General features: G+C 73.9%; 15 protein-coding genes. 2 read left to right on the forward strand and 13 right to left on the reverse strand.

From position 1 onward, the window contains the following. Positions 1-59: 59 nt before the first annotated feature. From ACH4TP_RS01775 to ACH4TP_RS01785, 3 genes are all read right to left on the reverse strand, one after another. The gene (locus tag ACH4TP_RS01775) at positions 60-872 is read right to left on the reverse strand and encodes a hypothetical protein (protein ID WP_398189365.1); all 813 of its coding nucleotides are present in this window, start codon (positions 870-872) and stop codon (positions 60-62) included. Between the two features lie 90 nt (positions 873-962). After that, positions 963-4,334, reverse strand: a complete 3,372-nt coding sequence (locus ACH4TP_RS01780; protein WP_398435218.1) for an ATP-dependent helicase — start codon at positions 4,332-4,334, stop codon at positions 963-965. A 176-nt stretch (positions 4,335-4,510) separates the two neighbouring features. After that, positions 4,511-4,939, reverse strand: coding sequence for an MGMT family protein (locus tag ACH4TP_RS01785; RefSeq protein ID WP_389231607.1), 429 nt, complete (start codon positions 4,937-4,939; stop codon positions 4,511-4,513). A 156-nt stretch (positions 4,940-5,095) separates the two neighbouring features. Here ACH4TP_RS01785 and ACH4TP_RS01790 point away from each other — a divergent pair, with 156 nt between their 5' ends. Beyond that, complete coding sequence (locus ACH4TP_RS01790) at positions 5,096-7,738, forward strand: lysylphosphatidylglycerol synthase domain-containing protein (RefSeq protein WP_389231610.1); 2,643 nt, start codon at positions 5,096-5,098, stop codon at positions 7,736-7,738. Positions 7,739-7,800: 62 nt separating this feature from the next. Then, the gene (locus ACH4TP_RS01795; protein WP_398435220.1) at positions 7,801-9,375 is read left to right on the forward strand and encodes an alpha/beta fold hydrolase; all 1,575 of its coding nucleotides are present in this window, start codon (positions 7,801-7,803) and stop codon (positions 9,373-9,375) included. Positions 9,376-9,433: 58 nt separating this feature from the next. On the opposite strand, the gene moeZ is transcribed toward ACH4TP_RS01795, so the two are convergent. The 10 genes from moeZ to ACH4TP_RS01845 all read right to left on the reverse strand — a co-directional run bounded on the left by moeZ (position 9,434) and on the right by ACH4TP_RS01845 (position 21,422). Beyond that, positions 9,434-10,612 carry an adenylyltransferase/sulfurtransferase MoeZ gene (moeZ, locus tag ACH4TP_RS01800; RefSeq protein WP_398189375.1) on the reverse strand — a complete coding sequence of 393 codons (1,179 nt, stop codon included), beginning with the start codon at positions 10,610-10,612 and terminating at the stop codon, positions 9,434-9,436. A 63-nt stretch (positions 10,613-10,675) separates the two neighbouring features. After that, entirely contained in the window at positions 10,676-11,422 is a 747-nt protein-coding gene (locus ACH4TP_RS01805) for a spherulation-specific family 4 protein (protein ID WP_389231619.1), read from the reverse strand. Further along, a complete protein-coding gene (locus ACH4TP_RS01810) occupies positions 11,410-12,381 on the reverse strand; it encodes an NAD-dependent epimerase/dehydratase family protein (RefSeq protein WP_389231622.1) in 972 nt (323 codons plus the stop codon). Before ACH4TP_RS01810 ends, ACH4TP_RS01805 begins: the two co-directional genes overlap by 13 nt. Before the next feature lie 129 nt (positions 12,382-12,510). Continuing rightward, positions 12,511-13,896 (reverse strand): hypothetical protein, encoded by a 1,386-nt coding sequence (locus ACH4TP_RS01815; RefSeq protein WP_398189381.1) that lies wholly within the window; start codon positions 13,894-13,896, stop codon positions 12,511-12,513. Between the two features lie 13 nt (positions 13,897-13,909). Then, positions 13,910-15,583, reverse strand: coding sequence for a glycosyltransferase (locus ACH4TP_RS01820; RefSeq protein WP_398189384.1), 1,674 nt, complete (start codon positions 15,581-15,583; stop codon positions 13,910-13,912). 190 nt (positions 15,584-15,773) lie between these two features. Further along, positions 15,774-17,492, reverse strand: a complete 1,719-nt coding sequence (locus ACH4TP_RS01825) for an ABC transporter ATP-binding protein (protein ID WP_398435222.1) — start codon at positions 17,490-17,492, stop codon at positions 15,774-15,776. Further along, positions 17,489-18,478, reverse strand: a complete 990-nt coding sequence (locus ACH4TP_RS01830) for an ABC transporter permease (RefSeq protein WP_398435224.1) — start codon at positions 18,476-18,478, stop codon at positions 17,489-17,491. Before ACH4TP_RS01830 ends, ACH4TP_RS01825 begins: the two co-directional genes overlap by 4 nt. Beyond that, positions 18,475-19,452, reverse strand: a complete 978-nt coding sequence (locus ACH4TP_RS01835) for an ABC transporter permease (RefSeq protein ID WP_389231637.1) — start codon at positions 19,450-19,452, stop codon at positions 18,475-18,477. The genes ACH4TP_RS01830 and ACH4TP_RS01835 overlap by 4 nt, the downstream gene beginning before the upstream one ends. Further along, on the reverse strand, positions 19,449-21,176 hold the full coding sequence (locus ACH4TP_RS01840) for an ABC transporter substrate-binding protein (protein WP_398435226.1): 1,728 nt from the start codon (positions 21,174-21,176) through the stop codon (positions 19,449-19,451). Before ACH4TP_RS01840 ends, ACH4TP_RS01835 begins: the two co-directional genes overlap by 4 nt. Positions 21,177-21,326: 150 nt before the next feature. Then, complete coding sequence (locus tag ACH4TP_RS01845; RefSeq protein ID WP_312883206.1) at positions 21,327-21,422, reverse strand: Ms4533A family Cys-rich leader peptide; 96 nt, start codon at positions 21,420-21,422, stop codon at positions 21,327-21,329. Between the last annotated feature and the right edge of the window lie 96 nt (positions 21,423-21,518).

Raw genomic sequence — 21,518 nt, forward strand, 5'->3', positions numbered from 1 at the left:
CCGAAGAGGCTAATGGGGCCGGCTGACATTCCTGTCCCGTACGGCCCTGACCTGGGGTGTCACGCGGGCTGGCCGCTGTCCAGCTTCGAGAGGTCGACCGTCTCGTCGGCCGGCGGGACCTTCACGTCCACCGGCTTGTCGTAGTCGGAGAGCACGATCGCGCCGGGCTCGTCACCGCCCGTCTTGACCATCTTCAGGATGTACGGCTTGCCCCGCTCGGAGACGGACACGGTGGTCGTCTCGCCGTCCGCCTTCTTCTTCACGAGGGTCGCGACGGGGGTTTTGCCGACCTTGCCGTCCGGTCCCCGGGTCAGTCCCCTGCGCTGCTCCTTGTCCTTGTCCAGGTCGGCGAGGAGCGACTTCAGGTCGCAGACGCCGCCGAGGTCCTGGCTGCCCGCCTGTCCGGGGGCGATCTTCAGCCAGCGGCCCTTGATCAGTTCGATGGTGACCGTGATCTGCGGCTCCGACATGCCCTGGGAGGTCATGGAGGCCCGCCAGAAGGCCTCGTCGCCCTTCAGGTAGGTGATGTGGTCGAGCCGGCGCAGTTCGGCGGCGCCGTCCTCGATCTTGATCAGGCCGGTGCACTCGTCCTTGTCGTTGACGGCGAAGTCGATGCCGAGCGGCTGTCCCTCGCTGACGAGCTTCCCGGTCATGCGCAGGGAGGTCGCGGACCGGGTGGCGGTCACGGCCCGCTCGCCGATCTCGTCGGGGGTGAGGCCCGCGAAGGGATCCGGGGAGGGGGTGGAGGCGGGGGCGGGTGCCACCGCGCCGGGTGGGGCGGTCGCCGCCCGGGCCGCGAGCGGCGCGGGCCCTGTGACGACGACGGCGGCGCAGACCACTGCCGCGGCGCGGAGCTTTCGGTGGGACGCCATGCGAGCCTCCTCGCGTTCCCGACACCCCTGCCCACCAGGGTCGCCCCGCGCGCGCGTGCCCGCTACTCCGCGCCCGGCACCGGGAGGGTGTCAGTCGACGACCTGGCGGCCCTCCGGCTGGGCGCTGCACGAGGCCCGGAAGGCGCAGGTCGCGCAGTGCTGGCCGGTGCTCGGGGCGAACCGCTCGTCGAGGACCCGGCCCGCCGCGTTCGCGAGCAGCTCGCCGACCCACTCCCCGGTCAGCGGCTCCTGCGCCTGGACCTTCGGCAGGGCGTCGCCGCCCTCCTTCTTCGGGGCGGCCTGCCGCAGCTGTACGAGCTCGGCGCCGCCGGGCTCCGGGCGGGCGCCGCCGAAGACCTCGTCGAGGGCGCCCTCCCGCACCGCGAGCTGGTAGACGGCGAGCTGCGGGTGGTGGGCGACCTCGTCCTTGGTGGGGGCCGACTTCCCGGTCTTGAAGTCGACGACGTACGCGCGCCCGTGCTCGTCGGTCTCCACGCGGTCCATGGAGCCCCGGATGCGGACCTCGTACTCCCCCGCCTCCAGGGTCACGTCGAAGCCGTGCTCGGAGGCGGCGGGGGTGCGGCCGCCGCGGTCCATGACGTGCCAGCTCAGGAAGCGTTCGAGGGCCACGCGCGCGTGCTGCTTCTCCTGCGCCGACTTCCAGGGCGCGTCGAAGGCGAGGGCGTCCCAGACGGAGTCGAGCCGGGCCATGAGGACGTCGAGGTCGGCCGGGGTGCGCCCGGAGGCGACCTCGTCGGCGAGGACGTGGACGACGTTCCCGAAGCCCTGGGCGGCGGTGGCGGGGGCCGACGCCTTGACCTCGCGGCCCAGGAACCACTGGAGGGAGCACGTCCCGACGAGGTTCTCCAGGGAGCTCGGCGACAGCGCCACCGGCCGGTCGCGCTCGCGCAGCGGCGCCGGGCTGCGCGTCGGCTCGAACAGGCCCCACCAGCGGTCCGGGTGCGCGGCCGGCACCAGCGGCTGGCCGTCCTCGTCGGTGAGCGCGGCCAGCCGGGCGAGCCGCTCGGCGGCCGCCTCCCGGAGCCCGGGCGAGGCCTCCGGGTCGACGGTGGTGGCGCGGAGCTCGGCGACCAGCGCGGAGACGGCGAGCGGGCGGCGGGGGCGGCCCGGGACGTCCTTCGGCTCGACGCCGAGCTCGGTGAGGAACCGGGACGGCTGGTCCCCGTCCTCGGCGGCGGCCTTCACGGCGGTGACGACGAGCCGGTCACGCGCGCGCGTGGCGGCCACGTAGAAGAGCCTGCGCTCCTCGGCGAGGAGGGCGCCGGGGGTGAGCGGTTCGGCGAGGCCGTCGCGGCCGATGCGGTCGGCTTCGAGGAGGGAGCCCCGGCGGCGCAGGTCCGGCCAGAGGCCCTCCTGGACGCCGGCGACGACGACGAAGCCCCACTCCAGGCCCTTGGAACGGTGGGCGGTCATGAGGCGGACCGCGTCCGGGCGGATGTGCCGGCGGGTGAGGGTGTCGGCCGCGATGTCCTGGGCGTCGAGCTCTTCGAGGAAGTTGAGGACGCCCCGGCCGCCGACGCGCTCCTCGGCGCGGGCGGCGGTCTCGAAGAGCGCGCAGACGGCGTCGAGGTCACGGTCGGCATTGCGTCCCGCGGGGCCGCCGCGGAGGGCTGCGCGCTCCAGGCGGCCGGGCCAGGGGGTGCCCTTCCAGAGCACCCAGAGGGCCTCTTCGGCGGTGCCGCCGGCGTCGAGGAGGGTGCGGGTCTCCTGGAGGAGCCGGCCGAGGCGGTGGGCGCCCTTGGTGTAGGCGGGGTCGTGGACGGCGAGGCGTTCCGGCTGCGCCAGCGCCTGGGCGAGCAGGACGTCGGACGGTGGCGGGACCTTGTTGCCGGCGGCGCGCTCCTCGTCCCTCAGGGCTCGGCCCAGGCGGCGGAGGTCGGCGGGGTCCACTCCGGCGAGGGGGGAGGCGAGGAGTTCCAGGGCGGTCTCCACGGGGAGCCAGTCCGTGGGGTCGTCCGGCTGCGCGTCGGGCTCGGCGTCCGGGGCGGGTGCGGCGCCGTGGGTGGTGGTGCCCGCCCGTTCCGCCCCCGCGGAACGCCTGCCCACAACCGGGTTGCCGGCGGTGCCCGCCACCGCACGAAGCGCGAGCAGCAGTGGCGCCACCGCCGGTTCGTGGCGCAGCGGGGTGTCCGCCGCGTCCGTTTCCACGGGGACGCCCGCCGAGGTGAGGGCGCGGCGGAGGGAGGGGAGCGTGGAGGAGGCGCGGGTGAGGACGGCCATGTCCTGCCAGGGGACGCCGTCCTCCAGGTGGGCGCGGCGCAGCAGGTCGGCGATGTTCTCGGCCTCCGCCGAGGCCGTGGGGTAGGTGTACGCCTCCGCCCGGCCGCCGTCCCGCACCGGGGCGAGTTCGCGGTGGGCGCGGACCTTGTCGGCGGGGAGCCGGGGCATCGGCATCCGCTGGGCGAGGAGGCGGGTCGCCCCGAGGAGCCCGGCACCGGAGCGGCGGGAGGTGCGGAGGACGTGGACGTCCGAGCCGCCGAAGGTGGCGGGGAAGTCGAGGATGCCGTTCACGTCGGCGCCGCGGAAGGCGTAGATGGACTGGTCGGGGTCGCCGAAGGCGACGACCGTGCCGCTGCCGCCGCCCGCGAGCGCGTGCAGCAGCCGGACCTGGGCGGGGTCGGTGTCCTGGTACTCGTCGACGTAGATCGCGTCGTACGCGGGCAGGCGGGTGTCCCGGGCGATCGGGACGGCCCGGTGGACGAGCTCCGCGTAGTCGAGGACGCCCTGGAGGTCGAGGACGTCGAGGTACTCGGCGAGGAAGCCGGCCGCCGCCTTCCAGTCCGGGCGGCCGACCCGGTCCGCGAAGCGGGCGAGGGCGTCCGGTCCGAGGCCCAGCTCGCGGGAGCGCGCGAGGACGGCCCGCACCTCGTCGGCGAAGCCCCGGGTGGTGAGGCAGGCGCGGAGTTCGTCGGGCCAGCGGACGCCCCCGAGGCCCGCCTTCTCCAGGTCGATCTGGCCGGCGAGGAGTTCGCGGACGGCGAGGTCCTGCTCGGGTCCGGAGAGGAGCCGCAGGGGTTCGGCGAAGAGCTCGGCGTCCTGGTGGGCGCGGATCAGGGCGTAGCAGTACGAGTGGAAGGTGGTCGCCTGCGGCGGGCGGCGGCCGCCGAGCCGGGCGGCCATGCGGTCGCGGAGTTCGACGGCGGCCTTGCGGCTGAAGGTGAGGACGAGGAGGCGTTCGGGGTCGGCGCCCTTCTCCATGCGGGCGGCGACGGCCTCGACCAGCGTGGTCGTCTTGCCGGTGCCGGGTCCGGCGAGGACGAGGAGAGGTCCGCCGGTGTGGTCAACCACCTGCCGCTGGACTGCGTCCAGCTGAGGGGGATCCAGCGGGGCCGGCGTGGTGCGCACCAGTCGGTACGCGCCCGGGGTCCGCTGCCGTCCCGGACCCGGGTACGGCTGTCCCTGGTGCGGCGGCGTATGCCGGGTGGTGGAGGAGGAGCTCACGTGGTTCGCCGGTCCTGGTGGGTGTGGTGGTGCGGGTGAGGCGGCCGTGTGCCGTGGCCGCCGCCTCGGAAGAAGCGAACGACGACGTTACGCGAAGCGGGACGCCGACGAGCCGTACTCCGCACCGCCTCCACCCCCACGGGCCCCTCCCGCCCGGGCCGACCGGGGCGGGACCCTCAGATGTGAGTTCCCGCACCTTCTCCGGAGGCCGCGCCGCCGTCCCAGCGCGCCCGCCGCATGTCGATCCGGGGGACGTGCCCCTCGGCCGCCGGGCCCGCCGCGCGCAGCGGGGTGCCCTCCTCGCGGTAGTGGTCGAGGGCCCGCAGCTCGTGGCCCGGGAGCAGCGTGCCGTCGGCGCGGACCACGCGCCACCAGGGGGCCGTCCCGCCGTACAGGGCCATGACCCGGCCGACCTGGCGCGGTCCGCCCTCGCCCAGCCACTCGGCCACGTCGCCGTAGGTCATGACGCGGCCGGGAGGGATCGCGTCGGCGACGTCGAGCACCCGCTCCGCGTACTCGGGCAGCTCTCCGGTGCCCTCGACGACGTCCCCCGCGGTGCCCCCGGCGGTCTCCCCCATGGCTTCCTCCTCGCTCATCCGCCCCATCCTGCCTCACCGCACCGACATGGCCCTGATGCCTCCGCCCGGGAGCTCTTCGTGCCACCATCGTCCGGGCGGTGACTGGTGATACGAGATCAAGAGCGACACGTACAAGAGCTAGAACAAGAACGAGATCGACAAGACGCGCATGCAGAGACGGACATGGTGATGGGGCAGGACACGCAGCCTCCTGAGGGGGCCCGGCCCGACGTGCCCGAGAAGGTCTCCGGTGACGAGCCGCTGCTCGCCGCCCGCGTCCACCGGCCCTCCGACCTGATGCGGCTGCTCGGCGGTCTGCTCGCCATCGGGCTCGTCATCGCCGTCGCGGCGTTCGCCCACGGCACGACCTCGGGTCTGGAGCAGGACATCAACAAGGGCGCGGTCGGCGCCCCGGACGTCTTCGTCAAGATCGCCGGTCTCGTCTCCTCCATCGCCGTCCTGCTCGTGCCGGTCGCCTTCGCCATCGAGCGGTTGATCAAACGCGACGGGCTGCGCATCGCGGACGGCGTCCTCGCCGCCGTCCTGGCGCACGGCGTCACCCTCGCCACCGACCTCTGGGTCGCCCAGGCCGCGCCCGGCACGATCCAGGACGCGCTGACCCAGCCGCAGTCCGGCGGCGGCCTGACGGACCCGGTGCACAACTACCTCGCCCCGGTCATCGCGTACATGACCGCCGTCGGCATGGCCCGCAGGCCACGCTGGCGGGTGTCGCTCTGGGTGGTGCTGCTGCTCGACGCCTTCACGATGCTGGTGGCGGGCTACACCACCGCCCTCTCGATCATCCTGACCGTCCTGATCGGCTGGACCGTGGCGTACGGCACGCTGTACGCGGTCGGCTCGCCGAACGTCCGGCCCACCGGGCAGACCCTCCTCGCCGGCCTGCGCCGGGTCGGCTTCCGGCCGGTGACCGCGCTGCGCGCCGAGGGCGTGCCCGACTCGGCGGACAGCGGGGACCGGGGCCGCCGGTACATCGTGACCCTGGAGGACGGGCCGCCGCTCGACGTCACCGTCGTCGACCGCGAGCAGCAGGCGCACGGCTTCTTCTACCGCGCCTGGCGGCGGATCACCCTGCGGACGATCACCACCCGCCGCTCGATCGTCTCGCTGCGCCAGGCCCTGGAGCAGGAGGCGCTCCTCGCGTACGCGGCGATCGCCGCCGGGGCGAACGCGCCGAAGCTGATCGCCACCTCGGAGCTCGGTCCGGACGCGGTGATGCTCGTGTACGAGCACATCGGCGGCCGGAGCCTGGACTCCCTCGACGACTCCGAGATCACCGACGAACTGGTCCACGGCGCCTGGCGGCAGGTCCGGGCGCTGCAGTCGCGCCGGATCGCGCACCGCAGGCTCACGGGGGACGCGATCCTGGTGGATCGTTCCGGCAAGGTCGTCCTCACCGATCTGCGGGGCGGCGAGATCGCCGCCGGCGACCTGGTCCTGCGGATGGACATCGCCCAGCTGCTCACCACCCTGGGGCTGCGGATCGGGGCGGAGCGGGCGGTCGCCGCGGCCGTCGAGGTGCTCGGTCCGGACGCCGTCGCCGACTGCCTGCCGCTGCTCCAGCCGATCGCGCTGAGCCGCTCCACGCGCGCGACGCTGCGGAAGCGGGCCCGAGAGCGGTCGGCGCGGGAGCGGGAGGCCGTGCTCGCGGCCTCGGAGGCGGCCAAGCACGAGCGGGAGCTCGCCAAGGCCGAGGCGGCGGCGGGCCGGAAGGCCGTACGGGCGGAGACGAAGGCCGAGAAGAAGGCGGACAAGAAGGCCGAGAAGCGGGCCCTCGACACCGCCCTCGACGAGGCCCGCGAGGAGGACCTGCTCGCGCAGATCCGGCAGCAGGTGCTGCTGATCCGCCCGCAGGCCCCCGTGGAGCCGGTCCGCCTGGAGCGGATCAAGCCGCGGACCCTGGTCAGCCTGATCGCGGGCGCGGTCGCCGCGTACTTCCTGCTCTCGCAGATCGCCCGTACGCCGCTGTCGACGGTCAGCGAGGCGGACTGGCGCTGGGTGGCGGCCGCCGTGCTGTTCTCGGCGCTCAGCTACGTGGCGGCGGCGATGAGCCTGCTGGGCTTCGTGCCGGAGCGGGTCGGATTCTGGCGGACGACGGCGGCGCAGGTCGCCGGGTCCTTCGTGAAGATCGTCGCCCCGGCGGCGGTCGGCGGCGTCGCCCTGAACACCCGCTTCCTCCAGCGCGCGGGCGTCCGCCCGGGACTCGCCGTGGCGAGCGTCGGCGCCTCGCAGCTCGTCCAGCTCGGGGTGCACATCACGCTCCTGCTCTCCTTCGGCTATCTGACGGGCACGGAGAAGTCGCAGTCCTTCACCCCGTCGAGGACCGTCATCGCGGGCCTGCTGACGGTCGCGGTCCTCGTCCTGGTGGTGACGGCGATCCCGTTCATGCGCAAGTTCGTGTCGACACGGCTGCGCTCGCTCTTCGCCGGTGTCGTGCCGCGCATGCTGGACGTGCTCCAGCGGCCCATGAAGCTGGCGACCGGCATCGGCGGGATGCTGCTGCTGACCGGAGCGTTCGTGCTCTGTCTGGACGCCTCGATCCGGGCCTTCGGGCACGGGGACACGACGCTCAGCTACGCGAGCGTGGCCGTCGTCTTCCTCGCGGGCAACGCGCTCGGCTCGGCGGCGCCGACCCCGGGCGGCGTCGGCGCGGTCGAGGGCGCGCTCACCCTCGGCCTGGTGGCGGTGGGCCTGCCGATCGAGGTCGCGACCCCGGCGGTGCTCCTGTACCGCCTGCTCACGCTGTGGATCCCGGTGCTGCCGGGATGGATCTGCTTCAACTGGCTGACGAAGCGGGAAGCCCTGTAGCCGACCACCCGCTTGGCCCCCCGTCCCGCGCGGGGGCGGGGGCGGCGGCCCACGATGGGCCTATGCCGATCTCCGCCGCCCAGCGCGCCGCTCTGCTCACCGCCGCCACCGTGCTGCTCGCCGCCGGATGCTCGGACGGGGGAGACAAGGCGGCGGACGCGGTGACCCCGACCGGTTCGCCCGCGCGCCCGGCGCTGACGGCGCAGAAGCTGTCCTGGGCCCCCTGCCCGGCCCCGTCGGCGGCGGAGGGCGGCGGGGCCGCGCCCTCCGCGCTGCCCGGCGGCACCGTCTGGGAGTGCTCCTTCCTCCAGGCGCCGCTCGACTGGTCGGTGCCGGAGGGCGAGACCATCGAGCTGGCCCTCATCCGGGCCAGGGCCCGTGACAGCGCGAAGCGGATCGGCTCGCTCGTCTTCAACTTCGGCGGGCCCGGCGGCTCCGGCGTCACCGCTCTGCCCGGCTTCGCCACCGACTACGAGACCCTGCGCGGCCGCTACGACCTGGTCTCCTTCGACCCGCGCGGGGTCGGCCGCAGCGACCCCGTCGAGTGCGCCACCGACAAGGAGCTCGACGCCTACTACGCCCTGGACTTCACGCCCGACGACGCAGCGGAGGAGCGGACGCTGTCGGACGCGCAGAAGCGGTACGCGAAGGGCTGCGAGCGGGAGGCGGGCGCGTCCCTGCCGCACGTCGGCACCGAGAACGCGGCCCGGGACATGGACCTGATGCGCCAGGTCCTCGGCGACGAGAAGCTGTACTACTTCGGCATCTCGTACGGCACCGAGCTCGGCGGCGTCTACGCCCACATGTTCCCGAAGAACGTGGGCCGGGCCGTCTTCGACGGGGTCGTCGACCCGGAGGCGGGCGTCGAGGACGGCGCCCTCGGCCAGGCGAAGGGCTTCCAGCTCGCGCTGGACAACTTCGCCCAGGACTGCGTGGACCGCGGCGACGAGTGCGCCCTGCCCGGCAGCACCGTCGCCGAGATCGAGGCGGGGATCACCGACCTCCTCACGGCCCTCGACAAGGAACCGATCGCCGGCATCGGCGACCGCAAACTGACCCAGACGCAGGCCACCAACGGCATCGCGCAGGCCCTGTACTCGAAGGAGTTCTGGCCGTATCTGGAGCAGGGGCTCGACGCGGCCGACGGCGGCGACGGGGCACTGCTCCTCTCCCTGTCCGACTCGATGAACGGGCGCGGCGAGAACGGCTCGTACAGCAACATCCAGGCGGCGAACGCGGCGATCAACTGCGTGGACTTCAAGGAGCGCTACACCCTGGGGCAGGCGAAGGAGCGGCTCGGCCAGTTCCGCGAGGCCTCCCCCGTCTTCGGCGACTTCATGGGCTGGTCGCTGGCGAGCTGCTCGCAGTGGCCTGTGCCCGGGGGCTGGGAGCACCCGGACGTCTCGGCCCCGGGCTCGGCGCCGATCGTCGTCGTCGGGAACACCGGCGACCCGGCGACGCCGTACGAGGGCGCCCGGTCGATGGTGAACGCGCTCGGCAAGGGGGTCGGCGTGGAGGTGACGTACGAGGGCGAGGGCCACGGCGCGTACAACAGCGGCAACAAGTGCGTGAAGAAGACGGTGGACGACTACCTGCTGGCGGGGAAGGTCCCGGCCTCGGCCACGGTCTGCAAGTGACGCCAGGAGACGGCGGAAGGCCCCGGACCTCAGGTCCGGGGCCTTCCGTCACACCGTCCTAGTAGACCGGCTTCTCGGGCTCGATCTGGTTCACCCAGCCGATCACGCCGCCGCCGACGTGGACCGCGTCCGCGAAGCCCGCGGACTTGAGCACCGCGAGGACTTCCGCACTGCGGACACCCGTCTTGCAGTGCAGGACGATCCGCTTGTCCTGCGGGAGGTCCTGGAGGGCGTTGCCCATCAGGAACTCGTTCTTCGGGATCAGGCGCGCGCCCGGGATCGAGACGATCTCGTACTCGTTCGGCTCGCGGACGTCGATGATGTCGATCTTCTCGTCGGCGTCGATCCACTCCTTGAGCTGCTTGGGAGTGATCGTCGAGCCGAGCGCCGCCTCCTGGGCCTCCTCGGACACGACGCCGCAGAAGGCCTCGTAGTCGATGAGCTCGGTGACGGTCGGGTTCTCGCCGCAGACCGCGCAGTTGGGGTCCTTGCGGACCTTGACCTGGCGGTACTGCATCTCCAGGGCGTCGTAGATCATCAGGCGGCCGACCAGCGGGTCGCCCACGCCGGCCAGGACCTTGATGGCCTCGGTGACCTGGATGGAGCCGATGGACGCGCACAGCACGCCCAGGACGCCGCCCTCGGCGCAGGAGGGGACCATGCCCGGCGGCGGGGGCTCCGGGTAGAGGCAGCGGTAGCAGGGGCCGTACTCGGACCAGAACACGGAGGCCTGGCCGTCGAAGCGGTAGATGGAGCCCCAGACGTACGGCTTGTTCAGCAGCACGCAGGCGTCGTTCACCAGGTAGCGCGTGGCGAAGTTGTCGGTGCCGTCGACGATCAGGTCGTACTGGCCGAAGATCTCCATCACGTTGTCGGCCTCGAGCCGCTCCTCGTGAAGGATCACGTTCACGTACGGGTTGATGCCGAGGACCGAGTCCTTCGCGGACTCCGCCTTGGAGCGGCCGATGTCGGCCTGGCTGTGGATGATCTGGCGCTGGAGGTTCGACTCGTCGACCTCGTCGAACTCCACGATGCCGAGCGTGCCCACGCCGGCGGCGGCCAGGTACATCAGGGCCGGGGAACCGAGGCCGCCGGCGCCCACACACAGCACCTTGGCGTTCTTCAGCCGCTTCTGCCCGTCCATCCCGACGTCCGGGATGATCAGGTGGCGGGAGTACCTGCGGACCTCGTCTACGGTGAGCTCGGCAGCCGGCTCGACCAGGGGTGGCAGCGACACGGGGACTCCGGTGGTCGGTATGTCAGTACGGTTGTTCTCCCCGTAACACTGCCACGCCCCTTCTCATTCCGAGACACCCGGTCCAATCCGCGAGACGATTTCGTCCCAGTAGCCGGGCAGGGTATGGAATTGGTCGTTTTGTCCCGGGCGGCCGGCGCGGTCGGTGAAGAAGATCGTCCCCGCCCCCTGCCAGCGTGCGATCCGCAGGGCCTCGTCGAGGTGGGTGCGCGGGACGCCGTGGACGAGGTGGACGAACTTGGCCTCCGTGTACGCGGCGGTCCACTCCGCCACCTGCGACCAGCGGTAGTCCGCCCAGGAGCCGGCGAAGGTCACCAGCTGGTCGGCGGTCTCGGCGTACCCCGGGTGGGGGTGGGTGCCGTGGCCGAGGACGAGGTGGGCCTCGCCGCCGAGGACGGCCTCCAGGGTCGCGGTCAGCCGCCGCGTCCCGGCCAGGTCCGCCCGGTCCGCGGGGGCCCTGTCCAGGTAGAAGCCGCCGACCTTGTACCAGTCGAGGAAGCGGTGGGCGTCCGAGACGAGCTCCCCGAAGGGCCGGGAGCCGTACGCCAGGTCCAGGTGCCCGAGGACCTTGACCCCGGCGTCACGGAGCTTCCCGGCCGCCTCCAGGCAGTGCGGGTCCGGCCGGGTCCCCGGGCCCTCCGCCACGTTGAGCACCGCCCAGTGCAGGGGGGTCCCGGGGCGGGTCAGCTCGGCCCATTCGACGGGGGCGAGCAGCGGATGGGCGTAGCCGGGGACGCCGAAGCCCAGCGCCCGGACGGCCCCGGTGGCCGTGGGCGTCGTCAGATGCGACACGCCGCCTCCATCCAGATGTCGGCGAGGGACTCCTCCAGGTTGATCCGGGGCCGCCAGCCGAGCCGGTCGCGGGCGGTGCGGACGTCGGCCTGCTGCCAGGGTCCGCAGCCGTCGGGGTACGGGTACGGGGCGGAGGCCAGCTGGTCGGCGATGGTCCCCTCGGTGCGGGGGGCTCCGATCATGGGCCGCTGCGGGATGCCGTGCGGGCCGTCCAGCTCGTGCAGGTTGCCGGCGTAGCCCGCGACCCTGGCGAGGACGGCGGCGGCGTCCCGGAGCCGGACGGCGCGGCCGGTGCCGATGTTGACGACGCCCTGGGCGGCGGAGAGGGAGGCGGCGTGGACGGCCCGCGCCACGTCCCGTACGTCGACGAAGTCCCGCTGCACGCCGAGGCCGCTGAGCTTGAGCTCGCCGTCCCCGGCCTGCATCGCGCGGCGCATCGCCTCGGCGAGGCGGCCGAGCGGGGAGCCGGCGGGGGTGCCGGGGCCGACCGGGGAGAAGACGCGCAGGACGACGGCGTCGAGCCCGGAGCCGAGGACGAGTTCGGTCGCGGCGAGCTTGGACACGCCGTACGGGCCGCCGGGGCGCGGGATCGCGTCCTCGGCCGTGGAGGAGCCGGGCTGGCTCGGCCCGTACTCGGAGGCGCAGCCGACCTGGACGAGCCTGGCCCCGCAGCCGCTGCGGCGCAGGGCCTCGCAGACGGTGGCGACGGCGACGGTGTTGTGCCGGGTCAGCTCGCGGGCGCCGCCGCGGGTGGCTCCGGCGCAGTTGACGACGACCCCGGGGTGGACGGCGTCCAGGAAGCGGGTGAGCGCGCCGGGGCTGCCGGAGGCGAGGTCGAAGCGGACGTCGGCGTCGTCGCCCCGGCCGAGCGCGGTGAGGTGGACGGCCGGGTCGGCGAGCAGCCGGTCGGCGACGAAGCGGCCGATGAAGCCGTTGGCTCCGAGCAGTAGCACCCTCATCGTGCGGCCCCTACGTGCCGACCGGCCGGTGCTTGGGCTTGAGGGGTCATGGTCTTCGGTCTCCTTGCGGTGATGAGAGAGAGGTGACGGGCACGCCCGCGGCGTCGGCTCCGCGGGTGGGCGGGTGGTTCAGGGCGTGACGTGGGCGGAGGCCCGGGCGAGGGCGCCGGTCGCGTGGGCCAGCAGGCCGAGCGCGGCGGCGCCGCAGACGAGGGTGGGTACGGCCCCGGGGCCCCAGGCCGCGACGAGGGCGCGCGCCGGGGTGGCGAGCGCGTCGAAGCCGGGGAGGGGCAGGCGGGCGGCGAGGACGCTCGCGAGGGCGAGGGCCTCGCCGGCACTGGCCGCGCCGAGGGCGGCGGAGGCCGTCTCGGGGAAGCCGTGGACGGTGAGCAGCCGGGCGAGCAGCAGGAGCGCGCCGAGGGCGAGGGCGCCGGGGCTGAACCCGGTGAGGGCGAGCAGGGCGGTGAGGGCGAGGAGTTGGAGGGTCACGGTGCCGAGGAGCAGTGGCCGGGTGGCGGCGGCGAAGTCGGCGAGGCCCCGGCTGTCGGCGATCCGGCGGCGGGCCCGGCGGGCGAAGAGGTGGGCGCCCCAGGCGGCGGGGGCGACGGCGAGGGCGAGGGCCAGGAGGGGGGCGGGGGTGAGCCGCCAGGGCCCGTCGGGGCCGCCGCTGAGGACCTCCTCCAGGAGTCCGTCGCCGCCGGCCGCGTACGCCAGGAGCCAGAGGGTCCAGAGCCCGGCGGCGGGGACGGTCCCGCCGTCGGGGGCGCGCAGCGGGCCCCGGCGGACGGCGAGGACCAGTGCCCCGCCGAGGGCGAGCGCCCCGGCCGCCCCCACGGCGAGGCGCACCGGCCCGTAGCTGAGGGCGAGTCCGATCCCGGCCAGCCCGGCGACCCCGCCGGGAGCGAGCGAGGCGAGCACCCAGGGCGCCCGCGCCCCCTCCGGCTCCGCGGCGGCCGCGGGCTTCTCCTGCCCGCGCGGCACGCGCGCGTACAGCTCCTCCGCCAGCGAGAACACGTCCCGGTGCCGGAACCGCGCGGCGGTCCGGTCGGTGAACCCCTGCGCCTCAAGCCCCGCCGCGATCTCCAGCGGGTCGACGGCCCGCTCGCAGAGCTCCCGGTGCCGGTGCATGAGGACTTTCACGGGGTCGGCGGTTCCGCGACGGGGGCGGGAGGCGGTGGGAGCGGGGCCGGGCGCCGCGGGGACGGAGACGGAGGGCCGGGCGGCGGGGGCGGGTCCCGGGGCGTGCGCCGCGGCCGCCTCCGGCTCACCGCCCGCGCCGGGCGCGGCACCCACCACGGCATCCGCCGGTTCCGGGGTGTCCGGCGTCGGTTCCGGGGCGGTCCAGGCCGTCCCCGGGGTCGGGGCTATCCCGGAGGGGGCGGCCTCGACGGGGTCCTCGGGGGCGGGGGCGCGCAGGTCGAGGGTGCCGGACGGCGTGAGGGCGGGGGTGCCGAGGAGGGCTTCGGAGCGGGCGTCCCAGGCTCCGGGGCTCGTCGGGGCGGCGGAGCCGCGCATGGGGGTGCCTCCTTCAGGCATCGGGGGCTCCTGTCCCCGCGGTCACGGCCTTGGGCGCCCAGCTGCCCGGCACATGGGCCTCGGCCGGGTGGGCGAAGGGGACGCCGTCCCCGGGGCGGTGGCGCACCGGCGCGCGGGAGAGGAGTTCGAGGTAGATGCCGCGGAAGGCGGCGAGGTTCTGTTCGACCGTGAAGAGTTCGAGCGCGCGGGCGCGGGCCGCGGCGCCGAGCCGGTGGCGCCGCTCGGGGTCGCGGAGCAGCGCGAGGCAGGCGTCGGCGAGCGCCCGGGGGTTGCGCGGGGGGACGACGAGGCCGGTGCCGCCGATGATCTCGACGACGGCGCCGACGTCGGTGGAGACGGTGGCCCGTGCGCAGAACATCGCTTCGACGAGGCTCGCGGGGAAGCCCTCGACGAGGCTCGACATGACGACGAGCGCGCCCGAGGCGTAGGTGTCCTCCAGGGTGGGCGCCTCGGGGCCGCCGAGCTCCTCGAAGGTGACGGGGTTCTCGCCGACGGCGTGCGCCCCGGCCGCCTCGTCGGGGAAGAGCTGGGCCGCGAGCCCCTTGCAGTACGTGAGGTACGCGCCGGCGGCCGGTTCGCGGGCGGGCACGGCGACGATCCGCAGCCGGGCGTCGGGCTGCCGGGCCCTGATCTCGGCGAAGGCGTGGAGGAGGCCGATGAGGTCCTTGGCGGGTTCGACGCGGCCGACCCAGACGAGGGTGGCGGGGTCGCCGCTCTCCTCGTCCTCGCCGACCTCGGCGAAGCGGTCGGCGGCCATGCCGGGGTGGACGGTGCGGATGCGGGCCCGGTCGGCACCGCACTTCTCCTGCCAGCGGCGGGCGTGGGCGTTGCCGGGGGTGAGGAGGGCGGCCTGCCCGTAGATCTCGGCGGCGAGCCGGCCGTGGAGGGCGGCGAGCAGGGTGCGGAGGGGGGCGGAGCGGTCGGCGCCGGCTGCCGAGAGGTAGTGGGCGCGCAGCGGTACGCCGTACTCGGTGACGAGCAGCGGGGTGCCGAAGAAGCGTTTGGCCAGCAGGCCGGGGAGGGCGGTGGTGCCTCCGGCGGCGGCGTGGCAGAGGTCGGCCGCGCCGAGCGCCTCCTCCCCGTACCAGTCGAGGGAGAGGGGGCGCAGGGCCCGCTCCAGGTGCTCGGCGAAGGCGAGGTGGTCGCGGAGTCCGGCGGCGGCCGCGCCCCGGCGTGCGCCGGGCGCACGGCAGGCGGACTCCAGGGCGCGGACGGCATCGTCGGAGCGGAGCGCGCCGGGCAGTCCGCCGCGTTCGCGGGCGAGTTCGGCGAGGGCGTAGAGACCGTCGGCGAAGGAGGCGGCGGCGGGGGAGGTGCCGGTGAAGGGGGCCCCGGTGGAGGAGGTCTCAGGTCCGTCGCCGTGGGAAGGCTCGTCGTCCTCGGCGCAGAGGCCGGTGGCGAGCCGGTGGTAGGCCTCGACGAAGCGGCGCCGCTCGTGGCGTCCGTAGGCCCGGCGGGAGGTGCGGTGCTCACCGGGTCCCTGCCGCTCCGAGGCGGCGCCGGCGACGCGGGCGTTCGGCGGCAGGGGCAGCGGGGTGCCGGTCCGGCCGAGGGCGTAGAGGTCGAACTGGTGCTGCCCGAGCCCGCGTACGAGCCGCTCGCACCACCGTCCGGACTCACCGGTGGCGTACGGGTAGCCACCCTCCGCGAGCAGTCCGATCCGCACGCGCGCACCCCCGATCTCCCTTGCCGGCGGTCACCGTCGGCCCGGTGACTCGCATCGGGAGGAACGTAAGCGGAGACACCGGTGGTGCGACGGACGGTTGTCCGTCGCACCACCGGAAGGGGTGAATGCACGTAACTTTCCCACCCCGGTCGCGTTCTGTCGCGCTACGCGGCGGAACGCTCACGGAGGGTCAGGCGGCGGCCAGCTCCTGGCGCCGCTCCCGGCGCTCCGCCGCGAGGACCGGGTCGAGCGAGGGGACGGCGGCGAGCAGCTGCCGGGTGTACGGGTCCTGGGGCGCCCCGTACACCTCGCCGACGGTGCCCTGCTCGACGATCCGGCCCCCGCGCATGACCGCGACCCGGTCGCTGACCTGGCGGACGACCGCGAGGTCGTGGGCGATGAAGACCAGTCCGAGGCCGAGTTCGGCCTGGAGCTCGGCGAGCAGGGCGGTCACCTGGGCCTGGGTGGTGACGTCGAGCGCGGAGACGGGTTCGTCGCAGACGATCAGGCGCGGTTCGGCGGCGAGCGCGCGGGCGATGCCGACGCGCTGGCGCTGGCCGCCGCTGAACTCGTGCGGGTAGGCCTCGTACCGGTCGGGGTCGAGCCCCACCCGGTCGAGCAGTTCCCGCACCCGTCCCCGTATCCGGGTCTCGTCCCGCTCCCCCGCCACGCGCAGCGGGTCGGCGATCGACTCGCCGACGGAGCGGCGCGGGTTGAGGGAGGAGACCGGGTCCTGGAAGACCATCTGGAGCTCGTGGCGGTACGGGCGCAGCTCCCGCTCGGACAGGGCGCCGATCTCCTTGTCCCCGTACCGGAGTTCGCCGCCGGTGGGGTCGAGGAGCCGGACGAGCATCCGGCCGAGGGTGGTCTTGCCGCTGCCGGACTCCCCGACGACGCCGAGGGTCTCGCCGGCGCGGACGGTGAGGGAGACCCCGTCGACGGCGGTCACCCTGCCCTTGCCCCGCCCGAACTCCCGCCGCAGGTCCACCGCTTCGAGCAGGGTCTCCCCCTTCCCCTGCGCCGAGGGGGTCCGGGCCGGTCCGTCGAGCCGGGGCACGGCCGAGAGCAGCGCGCGCGTGTACGGCTCCGAGGGCGCGCCGAGCACCCCGGCGACGGGTCCGCGCTCGACCTCGCGTCCGTCGCGCATGACGAGCACCTCGTCGACGCTCTCGGCGGCCACGCCGACGTCGTGGGTGACGAGGAGCAGCGCGGTGCCGGTCTCGCGCCGCAGTTCGTGCAGCAGGTCGAGGATCTGGGCCTGCACGGTGACGTCGAGGGCGGTGGTGGGTTCGTCGGCGACGAGGAGCTTCGGCTCGCAGGCGAGGGCCATGGCGATGAGGGCGCGCTGCCTCATGCCGCCGCTGAACTCGTGGGGGCGGGAGCGGGAGCGGCGGGCCGCGTCGGGGATGCCGACGCGGTCGAGGGCCTCGATGGCGCGGGCGCGGGCGGCCTTCCTGGATCCAGGACGGTGGATCCAGGATCCAGGCTTATGAAGCTTGGATCCAGGCTTATGGATGTTGGATCCAAGCTGCTGGATATCGGATCCAGAATGATGGATCCGATATACCTCGGCGATCTGGTCGCCGACGGCGTAGTACGGATCCAGGGCGGACAGCGGGTCCTGGAAGACCATGGCCGCGACCCCGCCGCGCAGCCGCCGCAGCTCGGCGGGGCCGGCGGTGGCGACGTCGATGCCGCCGACCCGCACGGTGCCGCCGACCCGCGCGCCGGTGCCCCGGTGGAGGCCGAGGAGGGCGCCGGCGACGGTGGACTTGCCGCTGCCGGACTCGCCGACGAGGGCGAGCGCGCGGCCCTCGCCGAGGGTGAAGGAGAGCCCGTCGACGGCCCGGGTGCCGCCTTCGAACTCGACGGTCAGGTCGCTGACTTCCACCAGCGGGGACGTGGTCACGCCAGGACCACCCTTCGGTCGGCGGCCGCGTACAGCAGGTCCGCGAGGACGTTGGCGAGGACGACGGTCGCGCCCATCACCAGGACGACGCCGACCACCACGGGCAGGTCGATCGTGCGGACCCCGTCGAGGAGGGTCTTGCCGAGCCCGGGGATGCCGAAGAGGGACTCGGTGAGCACGGCCCCGCCGAACATCGAGCCGAGGTCGACGGCGCTGACCGCGATGACCGGCGGGACGGCGCCGCGCAGCGCGTGGCGGGTGACGACGGACCGCTCCCCCACCCCGTAGGCGCGGAAGGTGCGGATGTGGTCCTCGGCGAGCGTCTCCAGGGTGGAACTCCGGGTAAGACGGGCGTACTTGGCGGACTCGAAGAAGCCGAGGGTGACCCAGGGCAGCAGCATGTTCCAGGCCCACTGCTCGGGGTCGTCGCCGAACGGCACGTACGAGGGGAAGGGCAGCCACTGGAGGTAGGCGCAGACGGCCATGAGGAGCAGCAGCCCGAGGATGAAGACGGGCGTGCCGGTCCCGGCGAGGGTGAGCACGGTCAGGGCGCGCTCGGTGATGCCGCCCCGCCGGAGTGCCGAGAGGAGTCCGGTGCCGACGCCGACGAGGAGCCAGACGACCATGGCCCCGAGCGCGAGGGACGCGGTGGCCGGGAGGCGCTCCAGGATCAGCTGGGTGACCTGCTGGTCGTTCTGGTACGAGAGGCCGAGGCAGGGCGCGTCGCAGTGGACGACGGCGGTGCCGGTGGAGTAGTCGCGGCCGGCGAACACGCCCTGGAGGAAGTGCAGGTACTGGCTGAACACGCTGCTTTTCAGGCCGAGTTGCTCGCGCACCTGGGCGATCTGCTGGGGGTTGCAGCGCTCGCCGCAGGCCAGCCGGGCGGGGTCGCCGGGCGCCAGGTAGAAGAGGGCGTACACGAGGACCGAGAGCGTCAGCAGGACGAGCGCGGCACCCGCGAGCCGCTTGAGGACGAAGCGGGTCATCGGTCGGTCTCCTTACGGGTGCCCACGCGCAGCCGGCTCGCCTCGCGGGGGTCGAGGGCCGTGCGGACGGCGTCGCCGAGGACGGTGAAGGCGAGCACGGTGACGAAGAGCAGTCCGGCGGGGAGCAGGACGTACGCGGGGTCGGCCCGGAACCAGGTCTGGGCCGTCGACAGCATCTGTCCCCAGGAGGGGGTGGGCGGGGTGACGCCCACCCCGAGGAAGGAGAGGGAGGCCTCGACGACGATGTTGGTGGGGAAGGAGATCGCCGCGTAGGTGATGACGGGCGCGGCGAGCGAGGGCAGCAGTTCCCTGCGGGCGGTCCGCCACCGCCCGGAGCCGGTGAGCCGGGAGGCGGCGACGAAGTCGAGGCTCCTGAGGGTGAGGGTCTGGGCGCGCACGATCCGGGAGACGTAGGACCAGCCGAGCAGCCCGATGACGAGGACGAGGAGCAGCGGCCGGGGGAAGTCGCGCGGGACGACCGCGGTCAGCGCGAGGGCGAGGATCAGCATCGGCAGGGCGACGAGCACGTCGGTGAGGCGGCTGAGGAGCCCGTCGAGCCACCGGCTGCCGAGCCCGGCGGCGAGGCCGACGAGGACGCCGATGAGGATCTGGACGGCGGTGGCGCCGACGGCGACGAGCAGCGAGATCCGGGCGCCGTACAGGAGCCGGACGAACAGGTCGCGGCCGGTGCCGGGTTCGACGCCGAGCCAGTGGTCGGCGCTCGCCCCGCCGAAGGCGCCGTACGGGACGCCGCCCCGGGCGGAGTCGACGAGGTCGTCGTGGTACGCGTGCGGGTCCTGGCCCTCCAGCGCGGCGAGCAGCGGCGCGGCGAGGGCGAGGAGGACGAGCAGGAGGAGGACGGCGGCGGAGGCGAGGGCGGCCGGGCGGGTGCGCAGCCGTCGCCACACCTGCCGGGCGGCGCCCGTGGCGGGGAGGCCCGCCACGGGCGCCGGGGCGTCGGTCAGCGCGGTCACTTGACCGCGACCTGCGAGATGTCGAGGACGCCGGTCCAGTCGCTGATGACGACGTTCTTGACGTCCTTGCCGACGAGCTGCTTGTAGACCGGGTGGAAGAGGGGCACGTCGAGGGCCAGCTCGCCGATCTTCTTGTCGAGGGCGCCCCAGCGGGCGGCGGCGGCCGTGTGGTCGGTCAGCTTGTTGATCTCGTCGATCTCCTTGTTGACCGCCGGGTCGTTCAGCTGCGCGTGGTTGTAGTTGGAGCCGTTGGTGACGATCTGGCGTCCGTCGAAGATCGGCGCGAGGAACGGGCCGCCGGCCGGCCAGTCGGCGCCCCAGCGGGAGAGGAAGAAGCCGGGGGCGTCCTTGACGCTCCACCGCTTCTCGTTGAAGGAGTTGGGCTCCTGCCCGTCGAGCTTGACGGTGATGCCGGCCTTGCCGAGGGCCTCCTGGACGGCGGTGGCGATCTCGGGGCTGGTGGTGCGGTTCTGGGCGGTGGAGTGCAGCAGGGTGACGGTCAGCCCGTTGGGGTAGCCGGCCTCCTTGAGCAGCTGCTCGGCCTTCTCCGGGTCGCCCGTCTTCCCGGCCGGGAAGTGGTCGTACGGCGTGTAGCCGAAGGCCTTCTGCTCGGGCAGGAAGGTGGTGGCGGGCTCGGCGAGCGCGGAGCCGCCGGCGGCGTTGACGACGCTGGTGCGGTTGACCGCGTACGCGATGGCCTGGCGGACCTTCGGGTTGTCGAAGGGCTTCACCTTCGGGTTGAAGGCGATGTAGTTGGTGAAGCCGAAGTGGCCGGTGCCGACGCGGGAGGCGAGCTCCTTGTCGGAGCCGATCTGGGCGAGTTCGGCGGGGCCGAGGTTGGTGTCGGTGGTGAGGGCGGCGGAGTCGGCGCCGGAGGAGGAGGCGAGGCGCTGGTTGATGACGGCCTCGTCGAGCCCGGACCTGACGTCGATCTTGTCCGGGTAGGCCTTGCGCTCCTCGTCGGTCTTCGGGTCCCAGTGCTCGTTGCGCTCCAGGACGAGGTGCTCGCCGTCGTTCTCGTTCTTCACGACCTTGTACGGGCCGGAGGAGACGGGGTGCTCCTCGTACTTCGCGCCGGCGTCCTTGGCCTTCGGGACGGGGGCGAACTGGGTCTGGGTGGCGAGGAACGGGAACTCGCCCTCGGGCTTCTTCAGCTTGAAGACGATGGTCCGGGCGTCGGGGGTGACGATCGACGCGAGGCCCTTCTTGTCCTTGTACGGGCCCTGGTAGGTGTCGCCGCCGACGAGCCAGTCGCGCAGGTAGGGGGCGCCGCCGGAGAGTTCGGCCGCGAAGGAGCGCTCGATGCCGTACTTGATGTCGGCGCTGGTGATGGGCGTCCCGTCCTCGAACTTCAGGCCCTCCTTCAGCGTGTACGTCCACTCGGTGGCGTCCTTGTTGGGGCGGCCGATGTCGGTGGCGAGGTCGGGGACGACCTGGGTGCCGGCGGCGCCCGCCTCGCGGTTGCGGGTGGTGAGCGTGCGGAAGACGAGGGAGGGGACGTTGCCGCCGCCGGAGGTGTAGAGGCGGGCCGGGTCGAAGTCGCTCTGGGCCTCCTTGTTGAGGACGGTGAGCGTGCCGCCCTTCTGCGGGGCTTCCGCGGCCTTGCCGGAGGTACCGCCCTTGGCGCCGGCGTCCTCGGGGCCGCAGGCGGCGGCGCCCGAGGCCAGGACGACACTGACGGCGGCCGCTGCCACGCGGCGCGAGATGACGGACGAATGACGCATCGGAAGGAGACCTCTCGGGGTGAACTGCGGAAAAGGGAAAGAGAATTCCGCAGGCACGGGAAAAACCCGAAAGGGAGGCCGGCGCCTGCGGGAGCGAGAAAACCCGGGCGCGGCGAGAAAAGGAAAAGGCCGACGAGCGCTCGGGCGGCGTCAGCTACAGAGAATGTCGGCGACGGTGTGTCCGGTCACGCCGAAGAGCGCCAGCTCAAGGGCGGCGCTATCGGAAACGGCGTGGCGGTGCGACATGCCGAGAAATATGGACGAACGCGTGAGCGATGTCAACGCGCATGCCCGTCATTCTGAGACGCCCGTCCCGAAATGTGGACACGAGGGTTTCGGACG

Origin of the sequence: Streptomyces sp. NPDC021012 (assembly GCF_044333355.1) — a bacterium.
Classification (GTDB): Bacteria; Actinomycetota; Actinomycetes; order Streptomycetales; family Streptomycetaceae; genus Streptomyces.

Excerpts from the sequence above, each read along its gene's own strand:
- ACH4TP_RS01775 (WP_398189365.1), bottom strand. The coding sequence starts at position 872 with ATGGCGTCCCACCGAAAGCTCCGCGCCGCGGCAGTGGTCTGCGCCGCC.
- ACH4TP_RS01785 (WP_389231607.1), bottom strand. The coding sequence starts at position 4,939 with ATGGGGCGGATGAGCGAGGAGGAAGCCATGGGGGAGACCGCCGGGGGC.
- ACH4TP_RS01790 (WP_389231610.1), top strand. The coding sequence starts at position 5,096 with ATGGTGATGGGGCAGGACACGCAGCCTCCTGAGGGGGCCCGGCCCGAC.
- ACH4TP_RS01795 (WP_398435220.1), top strand. The coding sequence starts at position 7,801 with ATGCCGATCTCCGCCGCCCAGCGCGCCGCTCTGCTCACCGCCGCCACC.
- ACH4TP_RS01810 (WP_389231622.1), bottom strand. The coding sequence starts at position 12,381 with ATGAGGGTGCTACTGCTCGGAGCCAACGGCTTCATCGGCCGCTTCGTC.
- ACH4TP_RS01815 (WP_398189381.1), bottom strand. The coding sequence starts at position 13,896 with ATGCGCGGCTCCGCCGCCCCGACGAGCCCCGGAGCCTGGGACGCCCGC.
- ACH4TP_RS01830 (WP_398435224.1), bottom strand. The coding sequence starts at position 18,478 with ATGACCCGCTTCGTCCTCAAGCGGCTCGCGGGTGCCGCGCTCGTCCTG.
- ACH4TP_RS01840 (WP_398435226.1), bottom strand. The coding sequence starts at position 21,176 with ATGCGTCATTCGTCCGTCATCTCGCGCCGCGTGGCAGCGGCCGCCGTC.
- ACH4TP_RS01845 (WP_312883206.1), bottom strand. The coding sequence starts at position 21,422 with ATGTCGCACCGCCACGCCGTTTCCGATAGCGCCGCCCTTGAGCTGGCG.